The organism is Streptomyces sp. NPDC055189, from assembly GCF_053606765.1.
In genome coordinates, this window is the sequence record NZ_JBSGSG010000005.1 from 58,740 (window position 1) to 77,117 (window position 18,378).

The following is an 18,378-nucleotide window of genomic DNA, read 5'->3' on the forward strand; positions in this document are numbered from 1 at the left end:
CGGGGGTGCGGGAATTCCAGCCGGGGCTACGCAGCAGCCTCTCTCATTTCTCAAACCGGGGTGGAAAAGAAGTGTCCGAGATACGTGCCGAGCGCGATGAGCGTGCCGAAAGTCACCCGCTGTCCGCGGCCCAGAACGGGATCTGGTTCGCCCATCAGCTGAACCGGACGGGCCGGAACTACAACATCGGCGAGTACATCGAGATCCACGGCCGCTTCGACCGTGACCACTTCGCCACCGCATGGGGCCAACTCGCCGACGAGGCCGACGCCCTGCGCGTCTCGGGTGTGGACGCCGAGACGCTGCGCCTCACGGTGGCACCCACCGCGCCGGTCCGCATCCAGCGCATCGACTTCTCCGCGGGCGACGACGAGGGACGCGACCCCGAGTCGGCCGCGCTCGCCTGGATGCGCGCCGACCTGGCCCACCACGTCGACCTCACCGAGGGCCCGCTGTGGGCGGCGGCACTCTTCACGCTCTCCCCCGAGCGGCACTTCTTCTACCACCGCTACCACCATCTCGTCCTCGACGGCTTCTCCGGCCAGGTCCTCCTCGGCCGGCTGCGCGACCTGTACGAGGCGCTCGCCACCGACACCACCGCCGAGCCGAGCCCCCTCACCTCGTTCCGGGTGCTCGCCGACGAGGACGCGGCCTACCGCGCGTCCGACAAGTACGCGGCCGACCGCGAGTTCTGGCTCGAACGCCTCGCCGATCTGCCGGAACCGGTACGCCTCGCGGGCAGCCGTGGCACGGAAGCCGCCCGGACCCCGGCTCCGCGGGACGGCACCGGCTGGATCCGCCGCTCCGCCACGCTGAGTCCGCGGACCGTGCGCCGCATGAAGGAGATGGCCCGCGAGGGCAGGACCCGCTGGGCGGTCGTCGTCCTGGCCGCCGTCGCCGCTTACCTGCAGCGCATGTCGGGCCAGAGCGACATCGTCCTGACGTTCCCCGTCACCGCCCGCTCGGGCGACGCCGCCCGGCAGGCGGTCGGCATGACCTCGAACGTCATCCCGCTGCGCCTGGACGTCCAGGCCGGGCTGAGCCTCACCGAGCTGCTGCCGTCCACTACGAAGTCCCTTCGCGAGTCACTTCGCCACCAGCGCTACCGCCACGAGGATCTGCGCCGCGACCTGGGCCTGACCAACAGCTCTCCGAGCATCCTCGGCCCGACGGTCAACATCATGGCCTTCGAGTACGGGATGACCTTCGACGGAGCGACCACCAGGGCCCACAACCTTGCGCTCGGCCCCCTGGAGCACTTGTCCATCGCCCTCTACGACCGGGGCGACAGCGACGACGAAGGCATGGTGATCGACTTCGACGGCGCCGCCGAGCACTTCACCCCCGAGGAGCTGGAGTCCCACCAGGTCCGCTTCCTCGACTTCCTGGAAGGCGCGGTGGCCGACCCCGATCGCCCCGTGGGCACGGTCGAGGTGCTGAGCGCGCAGGAACGTGCCGAGCTGCTCTCCGCCTGGCAGGGCGCAGGAACCAGTGTCCCCGCCGGTTCGCTTGCCGAGCTGTTCGCCGCGCAGGCCGCACGCACCCCCGACGCCGATGCCGTCGTCTCGGACGGTGAGGTGGTGACGTACGCGGAGCTCGATGCCCGTGCGGGGCGTCTCGCGGCCCGGCTGCGGTCCCTAGGTGTCGGGCGCGGGTCGATGGTGGGCGTGCTTCTGGGCCGGTCCGTGGAGGTCGTCGTCGCGGCCCTCGCGGTGGTCAGGGCGGGCGGCGCGTATGTGCCGATCCACCAGTCGTTCCCCGACGAGCGGCGCGCGTGGGCCGTGCGGAGCACGGGTGCGCGCGTCCTCATCGCCGAAGACGGGGACGATCTTCCCTGGCTGCCCGAGGGCGTCACGGCCCTTCGCGTCGATGACCCGGCGCTCGCGCGGGAAACGCCGGCCCCCGAAGTGCCGGTGCACGGCGACGAGTTGGCGTACGTGATGTTCACGTCCGGCTCCACGGGCGTGCCCAAGGGCGTCGCGGTGCGCCACGCCGACGTACGCGACCTCGCCTTCGACACGCGCTGGCGGGGCGGCGCGCACGACCGCGTCCTCATGCACTCGCCGCACGCCTTCGACGCGTCGACGTACGAGATGTGGGTGCCGCTCCTCAACGGCGGCAGCGTCGTCGTCGCGGCCCCCGGCCTGCTGGACGCGACCGCGCTGGAGCGGATCGTCGCCGCGCACGACGTGACCGGGATGTTCCTGACGACGGCCCTGTTCAACCTGATCGCCGAGGAGCGCGCGGAGGCCTTCGCCGGCCTGCGCGAGATCCTCACCGGTGGCGAGGCGGCGTCCGCGCCCGCCATGCGCAAGGTCCTCGAAGCCTGCCCCGACACCCGGATCGGCCACGTATACGGGCCCACCGAAACCACCACCTACGTCACGTACACCCCCCTGACGACGCCCGCCGGGATCGAGGGCGTGCCGCCGCTGGGACGGCCGTTGGACAACACCCGCGCCTACGTCCTGGACGCCGCGCTCGGACTCTGCGCGCCCGGCGTCGTCGGCGAGCTCTACATCGCGGGCGCCGGTCTCGCGCGCGGCTACTGGGACCGGCCCGCCCTGTCCTCGGAGCGCTTCGTCGCCTGCCCCTTCGGTGATCCCGGCGGGCGCATGTACCGCACGGGCGACCTGGTGCGGTGGCGGGCGGACGGCCTGCTCGAATACGTCGGCCGGGCCGATCAGCAGGTGAAGCTGCGCGGGTTCCGCATCGAGCTCGGCGAGATCGAGGCCGCCCTCACCCGCGGCGGCGAGGCCACCAGGGCCGTGGTGATCGTGCGCGAGGACCGGCCGGGCGACCGGCGCCTGGTCGCCTACGTCGTCCCGGCACCCGGCGCCGCACCGGACCCGGCGGCACTGCTCGCCAGGGTCGGCGCGGAACTGCCCGAGTTCATGGTGCCGTCCGCCGTCGTCACCCTCGAAGCCCTGCCGCTGACCGGCAACGGCAAGATCGACAAGCGGGCGCTGCCCGCCCCCGACCACGAGGCGTTCGCCACGACGGGCCGGGCCCCGCGCACGCCGCAGGAAGAGGTTCTGTGCGGCCTGTTCGCCGAGATCCTCGGCCTCGAACAGGTCGGTGCGGACGTCTCCTTCTTCGACCGCGGCGGCGACTCCCTGATGGCCACCCGCCTCGGCAGCCGCATCCGCGCCGTCTTCGGCGTGGAGATCGGCGTACGCGACCTCTTCGAGTCGCCGACCGTCGAAGGCCTTGCGGGGCTCATCGCCGAGGCGACCGGGGACGTGCGGCCGCCCGTACTGCCCGTCGGGCGCGGGGAACGGCCGCCGCTCTCCTTCGCCCAGCAGCGGCTGTGGTTCCTCAACCGGTACGAGGGCGCGTCCGCCACCTACAACGTGCCGATGCAGCTGCGGCTCACCGGCGACCTCGACCGTGCCGCACTGGCCGCCGCGCTCGCCGACGTAGTGGCCCGGCACGAGCCGCTGCGCACCGTCTTCCCGGACCTCGACGGCATCCCCTACCAGCACATCCTCGCTCCGGGCGACGCCCGCCCCGAGCTGCCCGTCATCGAGACGGACCAGGCGGGTCTGGACGACGCGCTCGCCGAAGCGGCGCGCCGCGGGTTCGACGTGGGCAGCGAACTCCCGCTGCGCACCGCCCTGTTCGCCCTCGCGCCGGACGACCACGTGCTGCTGCTCGTGCTGCACCACATCGCGGGCGACGGCTGGTCACTCGCGCCCCTGGCCCGCGACGTCGCCGCCGCCTACGAGACGCGCTGCCGGGGCGAGGCCCCCGACTGGCAGCCGCCGGCCGTCCAGTACGCCGACTACACGCAGTGGCAGCGCGACCTGCTCGGCTCCGAAGAGGATGCCGACAGCGTGCTCAGCAGGCAGAAGGCGCACTGGGTCGAGGTGCTGCGCGGTCTGCCCGAGCAGACCGAACTGCCCCTCGACCGGCCGCGCCCCAACGAGGCGAGCCACCGCGGCGCGACCGTGCCGCTGCACATCCCGCCGGCGCTCCACCGGGACCTGGCCGCCTTCGCCCGCGCCCGCCACGTCAGCCTCTTCATGGTCCTCCAGGCGGGCCTCGCCGCCCTGCTCACGCGGCTCGGCGCGGGCACGGACGTGGCGATCGGCACCCCCGTCGCGGGCCGGACCGACGCCGCCGTCGACGACCTGATCGGCATGTTCGTCAACACGCTCGTCCTGCGCACCGACACCGGCGGGAACCCCACCTTCCAGGAGCTGGTCGGCCGGGTCCGCGAGACGGACCTCGCGGCCTACGCCCACCAGGACATTCCCTTCGAGCGGCTCGTCGACATCGTCAACCCCGCCCGCTCCAGCGCCCGCCACCCGCTCGTGCAGGTCGTCATCGCCCTGCAGAACGCCGTGCCCGCGAGGCTGGAACTGCCGGGTGTCACCGCCGAGTTCAAGCCGGTCGAGATCGGCATCGCCAAGTTCGACCTGACCTTCTTCCTCACCGAGCAGCACACGGAGCAGGGCGACTGCGCGGGCATCGACGGCGCACTCGAATACGCCGTGGACCTCTTCGACCCGGCCACCGCTGCCACCTTCGCCGAGCGCCTCGTCCTCCTCCTGGAGGGCGCCGTGAACCGGCCGGACCAGGCCGTGGGCACGGTGGAGGTGCTGGGCGCCGCCGAGCGCACCGAACTCCTCACGGGCCGGCAGGGCGTCACGGCCCCCACGCCCGCCGGTTCGCTTGCCGAGCTGTTCGCCGCGCAGGCCGCACGGACGCCGGACGAGGTGGCCGTGGTGTCCGACGGTGAGGTGGTGACGTACGCGGACCTCGATGCCCGTGCGGGGCGTCTCGCGGCCCGGCTGCGGTCCCTAGGTGTCGGGCGCGGGTCGATGGTGGGCGTGCTTCTGGGCCGGTCCGTGGAGGTCGTCGTCGCGGCCCTCGCGGTGGTCAGGGCGGGCGGCGCCTATGTGCCGATCCACCCGTCCTTCCCCGACGAGCGCAGGGCCCGGGTCCTCGCCGACACCGGCACCTCGGTACTCCTTGCGGACGACGGCCAGGACCTCGCATGGCTGCCCGACGGCGTCCCCGTCCAGCGGGTCGACGACCCGACACTCGCGAGGGAAACGCCGCTCTCCCACGTCACGGTGCATGCCGACGAGTTGGCGTACGTGATGTTCACGTCCGGCTCCACGGGCGTGCCCAAGGGCGTCGCGGTGCGCCACGCCGACGTACGCGACCTCGCCTTCGACGGCTGCTGGCAGGACGGCGCCCACGACCGCGTCCTCATGCACTCGCCGCACGCCTTCGACGCGTCGACGTACGAGATGTGGGTGCCGCTCCTCAACGGCGGCACTGTCGTCGTGGCGCCGCCCGGCATGCTCGACGCCACGGTCCTGGAGCGGATGGTCGCCGAGCACGGGGCGACCGGGATGTTCCTGACCGCCGCCCTGTTCAACCTCATCGCCGAGGAACGCCCCGAGGCCTTCGCCGGTGTCCGGGAGGTCATGGCGGGCGGTGAGGCGCTCTCCCCGGCCCCGATCCGCAAGGTCCTCGACGCCTGCCCCGGCATCCGCGTCGGCAACGGCTACGGCCCCACCGAGACCACCACCTTCGTCACCCACGCGAGCTTCCGCACGGCGGCGGAGATCGACGGAGTGCCGCCGCTCGGGCGGCCGTTGGACAACACTTACGCGTACGTCCTGGACGCCTCGCTCGGTCTGTGCCCGACCGGTGTCATCGGCGAACTCCACGTCGCGGGCGCCGGTCTCGCGCGCGGCTACTGGAATCGCCCGGGTCTGTCGGCGGAGCGCTTCGTCGCCTGCCCCTTCGGTGAGCCGGGCGGGCGCATGTACCGCACGGGCGACCTGGTGCGGTGGCGGGCGGACGGCCTGCTCGAATACGTCGGCCGGGCGGACCAGCAGGTGAAGCTGCGCGGCTTCCGCATCGAGCCGGGGGAGATCGAGGAGGCTCTGACGCGGGACGAGGGCGTCGCCCAGGCCGTGGTGATCGTCCGCGAGGACCGGCCGGGCGACCGGCGGCTCGTCGCGTACGTCGTCCCGGCACCGGGAGCCGCGACCGACCCGGCGGCACTGCTCGCCGGTGTCGCCGCACAACTGCCCGAGTTCATGGTGCCGTCCGCGCTCGTCACCCTCGACGCGCTGCCGCTGACCGGCAACGACAAGGTCGACCGCAAGGCCCTGCCCGCCCCCGAGCCGGAGAGCGCCGCGTCCGCCGGCCGCGCGCCGCGCACCCCGCGCGAGGAGACCCTGTGCGGACTCTTCGCCGACGTGCTCGGACTCGACGAGGTCGGCGCCGACGACTCGTTCTTCGACCGTGGCGGCGACAGCATCATGGCGATCCAGTTGGTCTCCCGCGCCCGCCGCGAGGGACTGCACTTCACACCGCGCGACGTCTTCGGTCATCAGACCCCGGAGTCGCTCGCGGCGGTCGCCGGGAACGTCGACGAGGGTGGCGCCAGGGGCGTCGCCGAACCGGCCGGGTTCGGCGTGGGCGAGGTCCCGCTCACCCCGATCATCGCCGGGCTCGCCGCACAGGGCGGCAGCTTCGACAGCTTCAACCAGTCGGTCCTGGTACGGGTGCCGGCGGGGGCTTCGGTCGAGTCGTTGGCGGGTGCGCTGGGTGCGGTGGTCGATCACCATGACGTGCTGCGGCTTTCGGTGTCCGAGGGTGCTGATGGTGCCTGGGGGTTGGAGGTGCGGGAGCGCGGTGCCGTGGATGCGGCCTCGGTGCTTTCGCGGGTGGATGTGCGGGGGCTGGACGGGGAGGCGTTGGCGGAGGCGGTTGCTTCGGGAGGGCGGGTCGCTCAGTCGGAGCTTGCGCCTTCGCGGGGGCGGATGGTGCGTGCGGTGTGGTTCGACGCGGGGCGTGATGTGCCCGGTCAGCTGCTGCTCGTGCTGCATCACCTGGTGGTCGACGGTGTCTCGTGGCGGATCCTGCTGCCGGATCTGGCCGCTGCCTGGGAGGCCGTGTCCGCCGGTCGTCCGGTGGAGCTCGAACCCGTCGGTACGTCCTTCCGCCGCTGGGCCACGCTCCTCGCGGAGGACGCGGCCGGTGGCTCCAGGGCCACCGAACTTCCCTACTGGCGAGAGGTGCTGAGCACAGGGGAGCCCCTCATCGGGGCACGCCCGCTCGACCCCGCCGTCGACATGGCCGCAAGCGCGCGCCATCTGCGTCTGCGGCTCCCCGCCGACCTCACCGAACCTCTGCTCACCCAGGTGCCCGCCGCCTTCCACGGCGGGGTGAACGACGTCCTGCTCGCGGCCCTGTCGTTGGCCGTGCGGCGTTGGGACGTGCTGCGGGGGCGCGGGCATTCCGGTGGTCTGCTGGTGGATCTGGAAGGGCACGGGCGTGAGGAGCTGCCGGGGGCCGAGACGGATGTGTCGCGGACGGTGGGCTGGTTCACGAGCATTCATCCCGTGCGGCTGGACGCGGGTGAGGCCGAGTGGGACGAGGTCTGTGCCGGTGGTGCGGTCGCGGGCCGTGCGGTGAAGCTGGTCAAGGAACAGCTGCGGCAGGTGCCGGACCACGGGCTCGGCTACGGGATGCTGCGCCACCTCAACCCGGACACCGCCGTCGAACTCCGTGCGCTGGGAAGCCCGCAGATCGCCTTCAACTACCTGGGCCGCATCGGCACGGGAGAGCCCGTCGACTGGGCCGTGCTGCCGCAGCGGGACGCACTCGGCGGCGGCGCCGACCCGGCCATGCCGCTCGACCACGCCCTGTCCGTGAACGCGCTCACCCACGACCTGCCGACCGGCCCCGAGCTGGAAGCCACCTGGTCCTGGGCCGACGGCATCCTCACCGACGACGCGGTGCGGGAGCTCGCCGAGCTGTGGTTCGCGGCGCTGCGGGGCCTTTCCGCCCACGCCGCGCAGGAGGACGGGGGCGGGTTCACGCCGTCCGACCTGCCGCTGGTCGCCCTCAGCCAGGAGGAGATCGAGGCGCTGGAGAGCGAGTTCGACGACTTCGAGGACGACCTCGACATGGAAGACATCGAGAGCTAGTCGAGAGCCATCAGGGGATTCGGGGATCACATGAGTACGCAGTCGCAGGCCAAGAAGAAACAGTCCAGGATCGAAGACGTCCTCCCGCTGTCACCGCTCCAGGAGGGCCTCCTGTTCCATGCCCTCCTGGACGACGGAGCGGTCGACGTCTACACCGCCCAGATCGGGTTCGACTTGGAGGGACCGCTGGACGCGGCGGTGCTCCGCGAGGCCGGGCAGCGGCTCCTGGCCCGCCACGCCAACCTGCGCGCCGGCTTCAGGCACGAAGGGGTCAAGCGGCCCGTACAGGTCGTGCACCGCAAGGTCGCGCTGCCCTGGGCGGAGGCGGACCTGTCCGGACTCGGCGACGCGGAGACCGAGGCGGAGGCCGCCCGCCTCGCCGACGAGGAGCGGAGCCGGCCGTTCGACCTGCGGCGGCCCCCGCTGCTGCGGCTGCTCCTCGTCCGCCTCGGCGGCGACCGGCACCGGCTGCTGCTCACCAACCACCACATCCTGTGGGACGGCTGGTCGCTGCCCGTCCTGATCGGCGAGCTCTTCGAGCTGTACGCGGGCGAGATCGCGGGTACCGGCACCGACCTGCCCCGCGTCACCCCGTACCGCGACTACCTGACCTGGCTCGCCGCCCAGGACAAGGACGTGGCGAAGAAGGCCTGGGCCGGTGCCCTCGACTCCCTCGAAGGGCCCACCCTCGTCGCCCCCGACGTCGCCGACCGCGCGGCCGACCTCCCCGAGCAGATCACGACGGAGCTGCCCGCGGAGCTCTCGGAGAGGCTGACCGCGCTGGCCCGCTCGGGTTCGGTCACCCCCAACACCGTGATCCAGGCGGCCTGGGGCGTGCTGCTCGCCCGGACGACCGGCAAGGACGACGTGGTGTTCGGTGCGACCGTCTCGGGGCGCCCGCCGGAGCTCGCGGGCGTCGAGCGGATGGTCGGCATGTTCATCAACACGCTGCCCGTACGCGTACGGCTGCGGCGCGGCGAGACCGTCGCCGAACTCCTCTCGCGCGTCCAGGACGAGCAGGCCCAGCTCCTCGAACACCACCACCTCGCGCTGCCCGACATCCAGCAACTCGCCGGTGGCGGAGCCCTGTTCGACACCTCAACGGTCTTCGAGAGCTACCCGCTCGACCCGACGTCCTGGGAGTCACCCGCCCCCGGCCTGCGCCTGACCGACGTCAGCGGCGTCGACGCCACGCACTACCCGCTCGCCCTCGCCGCGATACCGGGCCCGACGCTCTCGCTGCGCCTGTCCTACCGCACGGACGCCTTCACCGGCACGGACGCCGCCCGCTGCCTCGACCGGCTCGTCCTCCTCCTGGAGGGCATGTGCGCCGACCCCGGCCGGTCGGTCGACGGCCTCGACATCCTCACGCCCGACGAGCGGCACACCCTCCTCACCGAGTGGAACGGCACCCCGGGCACACCGCCCGAAGGCACCCTGCCCGACCTCTTCCAGACGCAGGCGCACCGCACTCCGGACGCGCCGGCCCTGACGTACGAGGGAAAGCACTGCGGTTACGCCGAGCTGAACGAACGCGCCAACCGCCTCGCCCACCACCTCATCGGACAGGGCATCGGCCCCGAGTCGTTCGTGGCGCTCGCGCTGCCCCGCACCGACGAACTCGTCGTCGCCGTGCTCGCCGTGCTCAAGGCCGGCGCGGCGTATGTGCCCGTCGACCCGCACTACCCCGCGGAACGCCTCGCCTACATGGTCCAGGACGCACGCCCCGCCTGCGTCCTGACCACCGGCGAGCACGCCGCGCACCTGCCGGGCGACGCGCCCCGCATCGCCCTCGACGACCCGGCGACCGCCGCCCGCGTCGCCGCCGCCCCGGCCACCGACCCCACGGACGCCGACCGCACGGCACCGCTGGACCCCGCGCACCCGGCGTACGTCATCTACACGTCGGGCTCCACGGGCCGCCCCAAGGGCGTCGTCATCCCGCACCACAACGTGCTGAGGCTGATGTCGGAGACCGACCAGTGGTTCGGCTTCACCGGCGACGACGTGTGGACGCTCTTCCACTCCTCCGCCTTCGACTTCTCGGTGTGGGAGCTGTGGGGCCCGCTCCTGTACGGGGGCCGCCTTGTCGTCGTGCCGTACACGGTCTCCCGTTCGCCCGAGGAGTTCCTCGGTCTCCTCGCCGACGAGCGCGTCACGGTCCTCAACCAGACGCCGTCCGCCTTCTACCAGCTGATGCGTGCCGACAAGGAGAACCCCGAGGCGGGGGAGCGGCTCGCCCTGCGCTATGTCATCTTCGGCGGTGAGGCGCTCGACCCGGGCCAGCTCGACGCCTGGTACGAACGGCATGCCGATGACGCGCCCACGCTGGTCAACATGTACGGCATCACCGAGACGACGGTGCACGTCACCTATGTCTCCCTGGACCGCGAGAGCGCGGCACGCAGCACCGGCAGCGTCATCGGTCCCGCCATCCCCGACCTGAAGGTGTACGTCCTGGATGCCGCGCTCGGCCTGTGCGCGCCCGGTGTCGTCGGTGAGCTGTACGTCGCGGGTGCCGGTCTCGCGCGCGGCTACTGGGGACGTCCAGGGCTGTCGTCGGAGCGTTTCGTCGCCTGTCCGTTCGCGGAGCCGGGCGGGCGCATGTACCGCACGGGCGACCTGGTGCGGTGGAACGCCGACGGGCACCTCGAATACATCGGCCGCGCCGACCAGCAGGTCAAGGTGCGCGGGTTCCGCATCGAACTCGGCGAGATCGAGGCGGTCCTGGCCCGGCACACGGCCGTCGACCAGGTCGTGGTCGTCGTCCGCGAGGACCGGCCCGGTGACAAGCGTCTGGTGGCGTACGTCGTGCCTGCCGCCGACACGGTCGCGGACCCGGCGGAGCTGACCGCCTTCGCGGGCGGCGAGCTCCCCGACTTCATGGTTCCGTCCGCCGTGGTCGCCCTGGACGTACTGCCGCTGACCGGCAACGGCAAGGTCGACAAGCGCGCGCTGCCCGCCCCCGACTACTCGACGGCACCCTCCACCGGACGCGCCGCGCGCACCGCGCGCGAGGAAGTCCTGTGCCAGGTGTTCGCCGAGGTACTCGGCCTCGAACAGGTCGGTGTCGACGACTCGTTCTTCGACCGTGGCGGCGACAGCATCATGGCGATCCAGTTGGTCTCCCGCGCCCGCCGCGAGGGGCTGCACTTCACGCCGCGCGAGGTCTTCGCACACCGTTCGGTCGCCGCACTGGCCCCGATCGCCCGCGAGGCCGCATCGGCGTCCGGAAGTGCGGCCGAACCGGCGGGATCCGGCATCGGCGCACTCCCCGCGACCCCGGTCGTGGCGGGCCTGGCCGAGCACGGCGGACCGGTGGCCGGCTTCCACCAGTCGATGCTCGTGAGCGTGCCCGCGGCGGCTTCTGCGGAGTCGTTGGCGGGTGCGTTGGGTGCGGTGCTCGATCACCATGACGTGTTGCGGCTTTCGGTGTCCGAGGGTGCCGAGGGTGCTGATGGTGCCTGGGGGTTGGAGGTGCGGGAGCGCGGTGCCGTGGATGCGGCCTCGGTGCTTTCGCGGGTGGATGTGCGGGGGCTGGACGGGGAGGCGTTGGCGGAGGCGGTTGCTTCGGGAGGGCGGGTCGCTCAGTCGGAGCTTGCGCCTTCGCGGGGGCGGATGGTGCGTGCGGTGTGGTTCGACGCGGGGCGTGATGTGCCCGGTCAGCTGCTGCTCGTGCTGCATCACCTGGTGGTCGACGGTGTGTCCTGGCGGATCCTGCTGCCGGATCTGGCCGCTGCCTGGGAGGCCGTGTCCGCCGGTCGTCCGGTGGAGCTCGAACCCGTCGGTACGTCCTTCCGCCGCTGGTCCGCACTCCTCGCCGACGAGGCGAAGAGTGACCGGCGATCCGCGGAACTCCCGTACTGGCGAGCGATGTTGAAGGCAGAGGAACCCTGCGTGGGTTCCCGCGCCCTGGACCGCACCGCCGACACCGTGGCCACCGCCCGCACCCTGCACGTCAGCCTCCCCGCAGACGTCACCGAGCCGCTGCTCGGCAGGGCTCCGGCCGCCTTCCGCGGCGGAGTCGACGACGTCCTGCTCGCGGCCCTGTCGTTGGCCGTGCGGCGTTGGGACGTGCTGCGGGGGCGCGGGCATTCCGGTGGTCTGCTGGTGGATCTGGAAGGGCACGGGCGTGAGGAGCTGCCGGGGGCCGAGACGGATGTGTCGCGGACGGTGGGCTGGTTCACGAGCATTCATCCCGTGCGGCTGGACGCGGGTGAGGCCGAGTGGGACGAGGTCTGTGCCGGTGGTGCGGTCGCGGGCCGTGCGGTGAAGCTGGTCAAGGAACAGCTGCGGCAGGTGCCGGACCACGGGCTCGGCTACGGGATGCTGCGCCACCTCAACCCGGACACCTCCGTCGAACTCCGTGCGCTGGGAAGCCCGCAGATCGCCTTCAACTACCTGGGCCGCATCGGCACGGGTGGATCAGAGAGTCAGGAGACCACCGCCTGGGCAGCCGTACCGGGCACCGGCCTGATGGGCGGTGCCGACGCGGGCCTGCCTCTCGCGCACGCCCTGGAGATCAACGCCGCGGCTCTCGACGGCGACGAGGGCACCGTCCTCGAAGCCTCCGTGTCCTTCGCGGGCGGCGTGCTCGACGAGATCGAGGTGCGCCGGTTCGCCGATCTCTGGGCACAGGCGCTGCGTGGCATCGCGGTCCACGCCGCCTTGCCGGATGCGGGCGGGCACACGCCGTCCGACCTGCCGCTCGTCGGTCTGGACCAGGCCGGCATCGACCTCATCGAGAGCACCACCCCCGAGTTCGAGGACGTCCTGCCGCTGTCACCGCTCCAGGAGGGCCTGCACTACCACGCCCTGCTCGACACCGAGGGCACGGACGTCTACACCGCCCAGCTGAAGTTCGACTTCGAGGGGCACCTGGACGGCGCGGTGCTGCGTGCGGCGGGGGAGCGGCTCCTGGCCCGGCACGCGAACCTGCGGGCCGGCTTCCGCCACGAGGGACTCGACCGGCCCGTGCAGGTTATCCACCGCACGGCCGAACTTCCCTGGTCCGAGGCCGACGTGTCGCACCTCGCGGACGACGAGGCCCTGGCGGAGGCGGCGCGGCTCGCCGACGAGGAGCGGGGCCGCAGGTTCGATCTGCGGCGGCCTCCGCTGCTGCGGCTGCTCCTCGTCCGCTTCGGCGGCGACCGGCACCGGCTGCTGCTCACCAACCACCACATCCTGTGGGACGGCTGGTCGCTGCCGGTCCTGATCGGCGAGCTCTTCGAGCTGTACGCGGGCGAGATCGCGGGTACCGGCACCGACCTGCCCCGCGTCACCCCGTACCGCGACTATCTGGCCTGGCTCGCCGGCCGGGACCGGCTCACCGCTCACCGCGGCTGGGCGTCCGCGCTCGACGGCATCGCCGGGCCCTCGCTCCTCGCGCCCCAGCTCGCGGGACGGCCGCCCGTCCTGCCCGAACTCCTCAAGTCCGATCTTTCCGAGGACCTTTCCCAGCGCCTTGCCGATGCGGCACGCGACAGCGCGGTCACCCTCAACACCGTCCTGCAGACCGCCTGGGGTGTGCTGCTCGCCCGGATGACGGGCGCGGACGACGTGGTGTTCGGCGCGACCGTCTCGGGGCGCCCGCCGGAGCTCGCGGGCGTCGAGCGGATGGTCGGCATGTTCATCAACACGCTGCCCGTACGCGTACGGCTGCGCGCCGACGAACCCGTACGGGAGCTGCTCGCCCGCGTCCAGGACGAGCAGGCGGGGCTGCTCGAACACCACGGCATCGGCCTCACCGAGATCCAGCAACTCGCGGGCCGCGGCACGCTCTTCGACACCTCCATGGTCTTCGAGAGCTATCCGCTGGACGCCACCGGCTGGCACGACCCGGCTCCCGGGCTGCGTCTCGCCGGGCTCGAAGGCGTCGACGCCACGCACTACCCGCTGTCCCTCTCGGTCATCCCCGGACCGCGGCTCACCCTGCGGCTCTCCTACCGCCCCGACGCGTTCTCGGCGGACGAGGCGCAGCAGTACCTCGACCGTCTGACCCGGCTCCTGGAGGCCGTGGCGGACGACCGGGAACAGCAGACCGCGGCGCTCGACATCCTCACGGCCGCTGAGCGCCACCAACTCCTCGCCGAGTGGGGCGGCTACGCCTCCGCGTAGCCCGGTCAAGTCGATATAGAAGCCGTATATCCCCCTTCGGGAGAGTGGGCCCGCCCCGCCGGCAACGGCTCGGCGGGCCCGACTCCCGAGGAGCTCCCGTGCTGCGTCGCCGCTTCGCCGTCCACCTCGCCGTCACGGCCGCGACCCTGGCCGCCGTGATCGCGCTGCCGGGCCAGGCCAACGCCGCGCCCGCGGACAAGCCGCAAGTCCTCAGCCGGTGGACGCAGACGAGCGCCGCCTCGTACGGCGACTGGACCGACGCCCGCGCCCACCAGGGCGACTGGGCGGCCTACGGCTTCGACTGGTCCACCGACTACTGCACGACCTCGCCGGACAACCCCTTCGGCTTCCCGTTCCAGACCGCCTGCGCGCGACACGACTTCGGCTACCGCAACCACAAGGCGGCCGGCTCCTTCGCCGCGAACAAGGCCCGTATCGACAACGCCTTCCACGCCGATCTCAAGCGGGTCTGCGCCACCTACACCGGGGCCAGGCGCACCGCCTGTGACGCCACGGCGTGGACGTACTACCAGGCCGTCGACAAGCTCGGCTCAGCCGCGCGCGTCGCCGGAGAGACAACCCCTTCAACGGAGGACAAGTGACCATCGGTACACAGACCAGACGCCGCGCCTACCAGGCGGTTCTGCTGCTCACCGCCGCGGGCTCGGCTCTCGCGCTCACCGCGGGGACCGCGAGTGCGGCCGACGCCGTGAACGGCTGGCAGAACATCACCGACCCCTCCGTCGGTTCCACCAAGTACCCCGTGTACGACTTCCTGCCGGTCTCCGGGGACACCGCGTTCGCCAAGGGCACCTACGGCGTCGGCTCCGGTGACGGCGAGATCGACAAGTACTTCCTGCGCACCGGCACCACGTGGAAGGAACTGCCCAAGGCGCAGGGCCTGCACGACGACGGAGTCTGGGCGACCACCTCCGTCAACGACTTCTGGGTCATGGGCGACCCCTACCAGCAGCGGATGGTCGTCAAGCACTGGAACGGCACCGCATGGCAGGACCGCGCCCCCGCCGACAAGACCGTCTCCTTCCGTGACGTCAAGGCCCTGGCGGCCAACGACGTGTGGGCGGTCGGCACCACCGACGACGACCTGACGGGTGCCCGTCCGGCCACCGTCGGCCACTGGGACGGCGCCGCGTGGAAGATCACGAAGCTGCCGCAGACGGGGGCGGGCGCCACCGAACTCTCCGCCCTGCACGTGAACTCCGCCAAGGACATCTGGGCGGCCGGGCGCACCTGCACGGACACCGAGGAGAAGGACTGCCGCGGCTACGTCGTGCGGTTCGACGGCTCGTCCTGGAAGGAGGTCGCCACCCCGGCGGGCACCCCCGCGCTGGGCGAGATCGCGGGCACCGGGCCCTCCGACATGTGGGCGGCGACCGGCAGGTGGGCGAGGTCGGGCAGCAAGGCCCTGCACTGGAACGGCAGCGCCTGGAAAAGCGCCGACGTGACGCTCGAGGGAGCCGAATCGGTCTCCGACCTCACGTACGCCAAGGGCACGCTGTACGCCGGCCTGAACGTGAACGGCTACAAGTCCTCCGGCATCGCCCGCTGGAACGGCCAGGCGTGGGAGAACGTGCCCGGCCCGATCGCCCTTGACTCCTGGTACAAGAACCCGACCGTCAAGCGTCTGGTGGCCGACAAGGACGGCGCGCTGTACGTGAGCGGCAGCTACGACCAGGTCTTCGCGCGGCCGTCGTTCTCCGCGAAGCTCCCCGCCCAGCTGGTCCGCTGACCGCTGAGGCCTGCCGATATCGGAGAAATATAGAGGCGCCCGGAAGGCTCGCCTTCCGGGCGCCTCTTGCCTCCGGCGACCCGCACGCCCCGACCTGTTCCCGTCCCTGGAGACCCACTCATGGCAACGACCGCTCCCCCCACACCACCGCTCACGGCACGGGTCGCCGGATTCGCGGTCCGTCACCCCAAGCGGACCCTGGGCGGGTGGCTGCTCCTCGTCGTGCTCGCCGTCCTGCTCGGCGGCACCGCGGGCGACGGGGCGAAGACCACAGGGGCCGGCGAGTCCGGCCGGGCCCAGAAGATCATCAACGAGCAGGACGTGGTGCAGCCGTACCGCGAGAACGTCCTCATCCAGCCCAAGGACCCCAAGTCGGGGCCCCGTTACGCGGACGACCCGGCCCTGCGCCGTGCCACCGCCGACGTCGTCGCCGCCCTGCGCGCCACCGACGGAGCCGTCGAGGACCTCACGTCCCCGCTGGACGGCGCCGAAGCCGCCCGGGAACTGGTCTCCGAGGACGGCCGCTCCGGCCTCGTCACCTTCACGCTCGCCGACGCCGGGAACAAGTACGCCGAGCACTACGACGCCATCACCGAGGCCGTCACTGAGACCGCGGGCAAGCACCCGGACGTACGCGTCGTGCAGGCCGGTGACGCCACCCTGGAGACCGCCGTCGACGAGGCCGCGGAGGCCGACCTCCAGCGCGCCGAGCTGGGCTCACTGCCGCTGACCCTGATCATCCTGCTCGTCGTCTTCGGCTCGCTGGTCGCCGCCGGAATCCCGGTGCTGCTCTCGGCGAGCGCCGTGCTCGCCGCGCTCGGCCTGCTCGCGGTGGCGGGCACCGTGATCCCCGCCAACAGCACCGTGTCCTCCGTCGTCCTGCTCATCGGCATGGCCGTCGGCGTCGACTACTCCCTCTTCTACCTGCGCAGGGCCCGTGAAGAGCGCGCCGCGGGCAGCTCCGCCGCCGAGTCGCTCGACACGGCCGCCCGCACCTCGGGCCACGTCGTGGTCGTCTCCGGCCTCACCGTGATGCTCTCCGTCGGCGGCCTGTTCCTCACCGGCATCGACATCTTCAACGGCATGGCCGTCGGCACCGTCCTCGTCGTCGGCCTCTCCGTCGTCGGCTCCCTCACCGCACTGCCCGCCCTGCTCGCCCTCCTCGGCCACCGCGTCGACGCGCTGCGCCTGCCGGTGCTCGGCCGCCGCCGCACCACCGCCACCGAATCGAGGACCTGGACGGCCGTGGCCCGCGGGGTCGTACGCCGCCCGCTGCTCCTCGGTGGCGGGGCCGCCCTGCTGCTCGCGCTGCTCGCCGCACCCGCCCTCGGCATGAAGCTCGCCGACCCCGGCCAGCTCAACGCGCTGCCCCGCTCCATCCCTGCCGTCGACGCCGCCGTGCGCGTCCAGGAGGCCTTCCCCGGCGGCCCCTCCCCGGCGCAGGTCGTGGTCTCCGGCAAGGGCGCCACGGACGGCGCTGCCGACGAGGCGGTCGCCGGGCTGCGCCGGGTCGCGGCAGCAGGCAAGGGAGTCATCGGCGAGCCGATCAGTACGCAGAAGGTCGGCGACGTACTCGTCGTGAAGGTCCCCCTCGCGGGCAAGGGCACCGACCAGGCGTCCGTCGACGCGCTGAAGACCCTGCGCACCGAGCTCCTGCCCGAGGCCTTCGAGCGGGCGGACTCAATCAGCTACGCGGTGACCGGCGAGACCGCCGCCCAGCACGACTTCGCGACCGTCCTGGAGGGCCGCGCCCCCTGGGTGATCGGCTTCGTCCTCGCCTTCGCGTTCATCGTCCTCACCCTCACGTTCCGCTCCCCGCTGGTCGCCGTCGCCTCCGTACTGCTCAACGTCCTTTCCGTGGGCGCCGCTTACGGTGTCGTGGTGCTCGGATTCCAGGAGGGCGGACTCGCCGGGCTGCTCGGCTTCGAGTCGTACGGCGGTGTCGTCAGCTGGCTGCCGCTGTTCATGTTCGTGATCCTCTTCGGCCTGAGCATGGACTACCACGTCTTCATCCTCAGCAGGACCCGCGAACTGTGGCAGCGCGGCGAGAGCGCCCATGACTCCGTCATCAAGGGCATCGGCGGCAGCGCCGGGGTCGTCACCAGCGCCGCCGTCATCATGATCGCCGTATTCGCGCTCTTCGCGACGCTCTCCGGCATCGACTACAAGATGCTCGGCGTCGGCATGGCCGTGGCCATCGCTCTCGACGCCACGGTGGTGCGCGGCGTGCTGCTGCCGTCCGCCCTGGCCCTCCTCGGCGACCGGGCGTGGGGCAAGACCCCGCGCTCCGTGTCGACGGACTCCCCGCGGCCGCTGCCCCACGAGGGCGACGCGGCGCACGAGGAGACGTCCCGCGAGCCGGTTGCCGCCCACAGCGGCAGCTGACCCACGAGACGACGGGGCGGCGGCGTGCTGTCCCCCCGGCGCGCGCCGCCGCCCCGTCCTGCTTCATCCCTCAACTGGCCCCACCCGCACCGCTTTTCCGCCTTCCCCCTGCAGCATCACCTTCCCCCCTCGGCGCACCCCCGCGCCGTACATCCCCCGCCTAGA

General features: G+C 72.3%; 5 protein-coding genes. All 5 read left to right on the forward strand.

Features of this window, described 5'->3' with window-relative positions:
* The first annotated feature begins 71 nt into the window (after positions 1-71).
* Positions 72-7,961 carry an amino acid adenylation domain-containing protein gene (locus ACWFR3_RS05565; RefSeq protein WP_453733258.1) on the forward strand — a complete coding sequence of 2,630 codons (7,890 nt, stop codon included), beginning with the start codon at positions 72-74 and terminating at the stop codon, positions 7,959-7,961.
* Between the two features lie 30 nt (positions 7,962-7,991).
* The gene (locus ACWFR3_RS05570; RefSeq protein WP_453733259.1) at positions 7,992-14,078 is read left to right on the forward strand and encodes an amino acid adenylation domain-containing protein; all 6,087 of its coding nucleotides are present in this window, start codon (positions 7,992-7,994) and stop codon (positions 14,076-14,078) included.
* A 101-nt stretch (positions 14,079-14,179) separates the two neighbouring features.
* Positions 14,180-14,680, forward strand: a complete 501-nt coding sequence (locus ACWFR3_RS05575; RefSeq protein ID WP_453733363.1) for a phospholipase — start codon at positions 14,180-14,182, stop codon at positions 14,678-14,680.
* The gene (locus ACWFR3_RS05580) at positions 14,677-15,828 is read left to right on the forward strand and encodes a hypothetical protein (protein WP_453733260.1); all 1,152 of its coding nucleotides are present in this window, start codon (positions 14,677-14,679) and stop codon (positions 15,826-15,828) included. Before ACWFR3_RS05575 ends, ACWFR3_RS05580 begins: the two co-directional genes overlap by 4 nt.
* 120 nt (positions 15,829-15,948) lie before the next feature.
* A complete protein-coding gene (locus ACWFR3_RS05585) occupies positions 15,949-18,213 on the forward strand; it encodes an MMPL family transporter (protein WP_453733261.1) in 2,265 nt (754 codons plus the stop codon).
* Positions 18,214-18,378: the final 165 nt, after the last annotated feature.

Bases quoted from the DNA above. Each gene is read 5' to 3' on its own strand.
- ACWFR3_RS05585 (WP_453733261.1), top strand. From the start codon at position 15,949: ATGGCAACGACCGCTCCCCCCACACCACCGCTCACGGCACGGGTCGCC.
- ACWFR3_RS05570 (WP_453733259.1), top strand. From the start codon at position 7,992: ATGAGTACGCAGTCGCAGGCCAAGAAGAAACAGTCCAGGATCGAAGAC.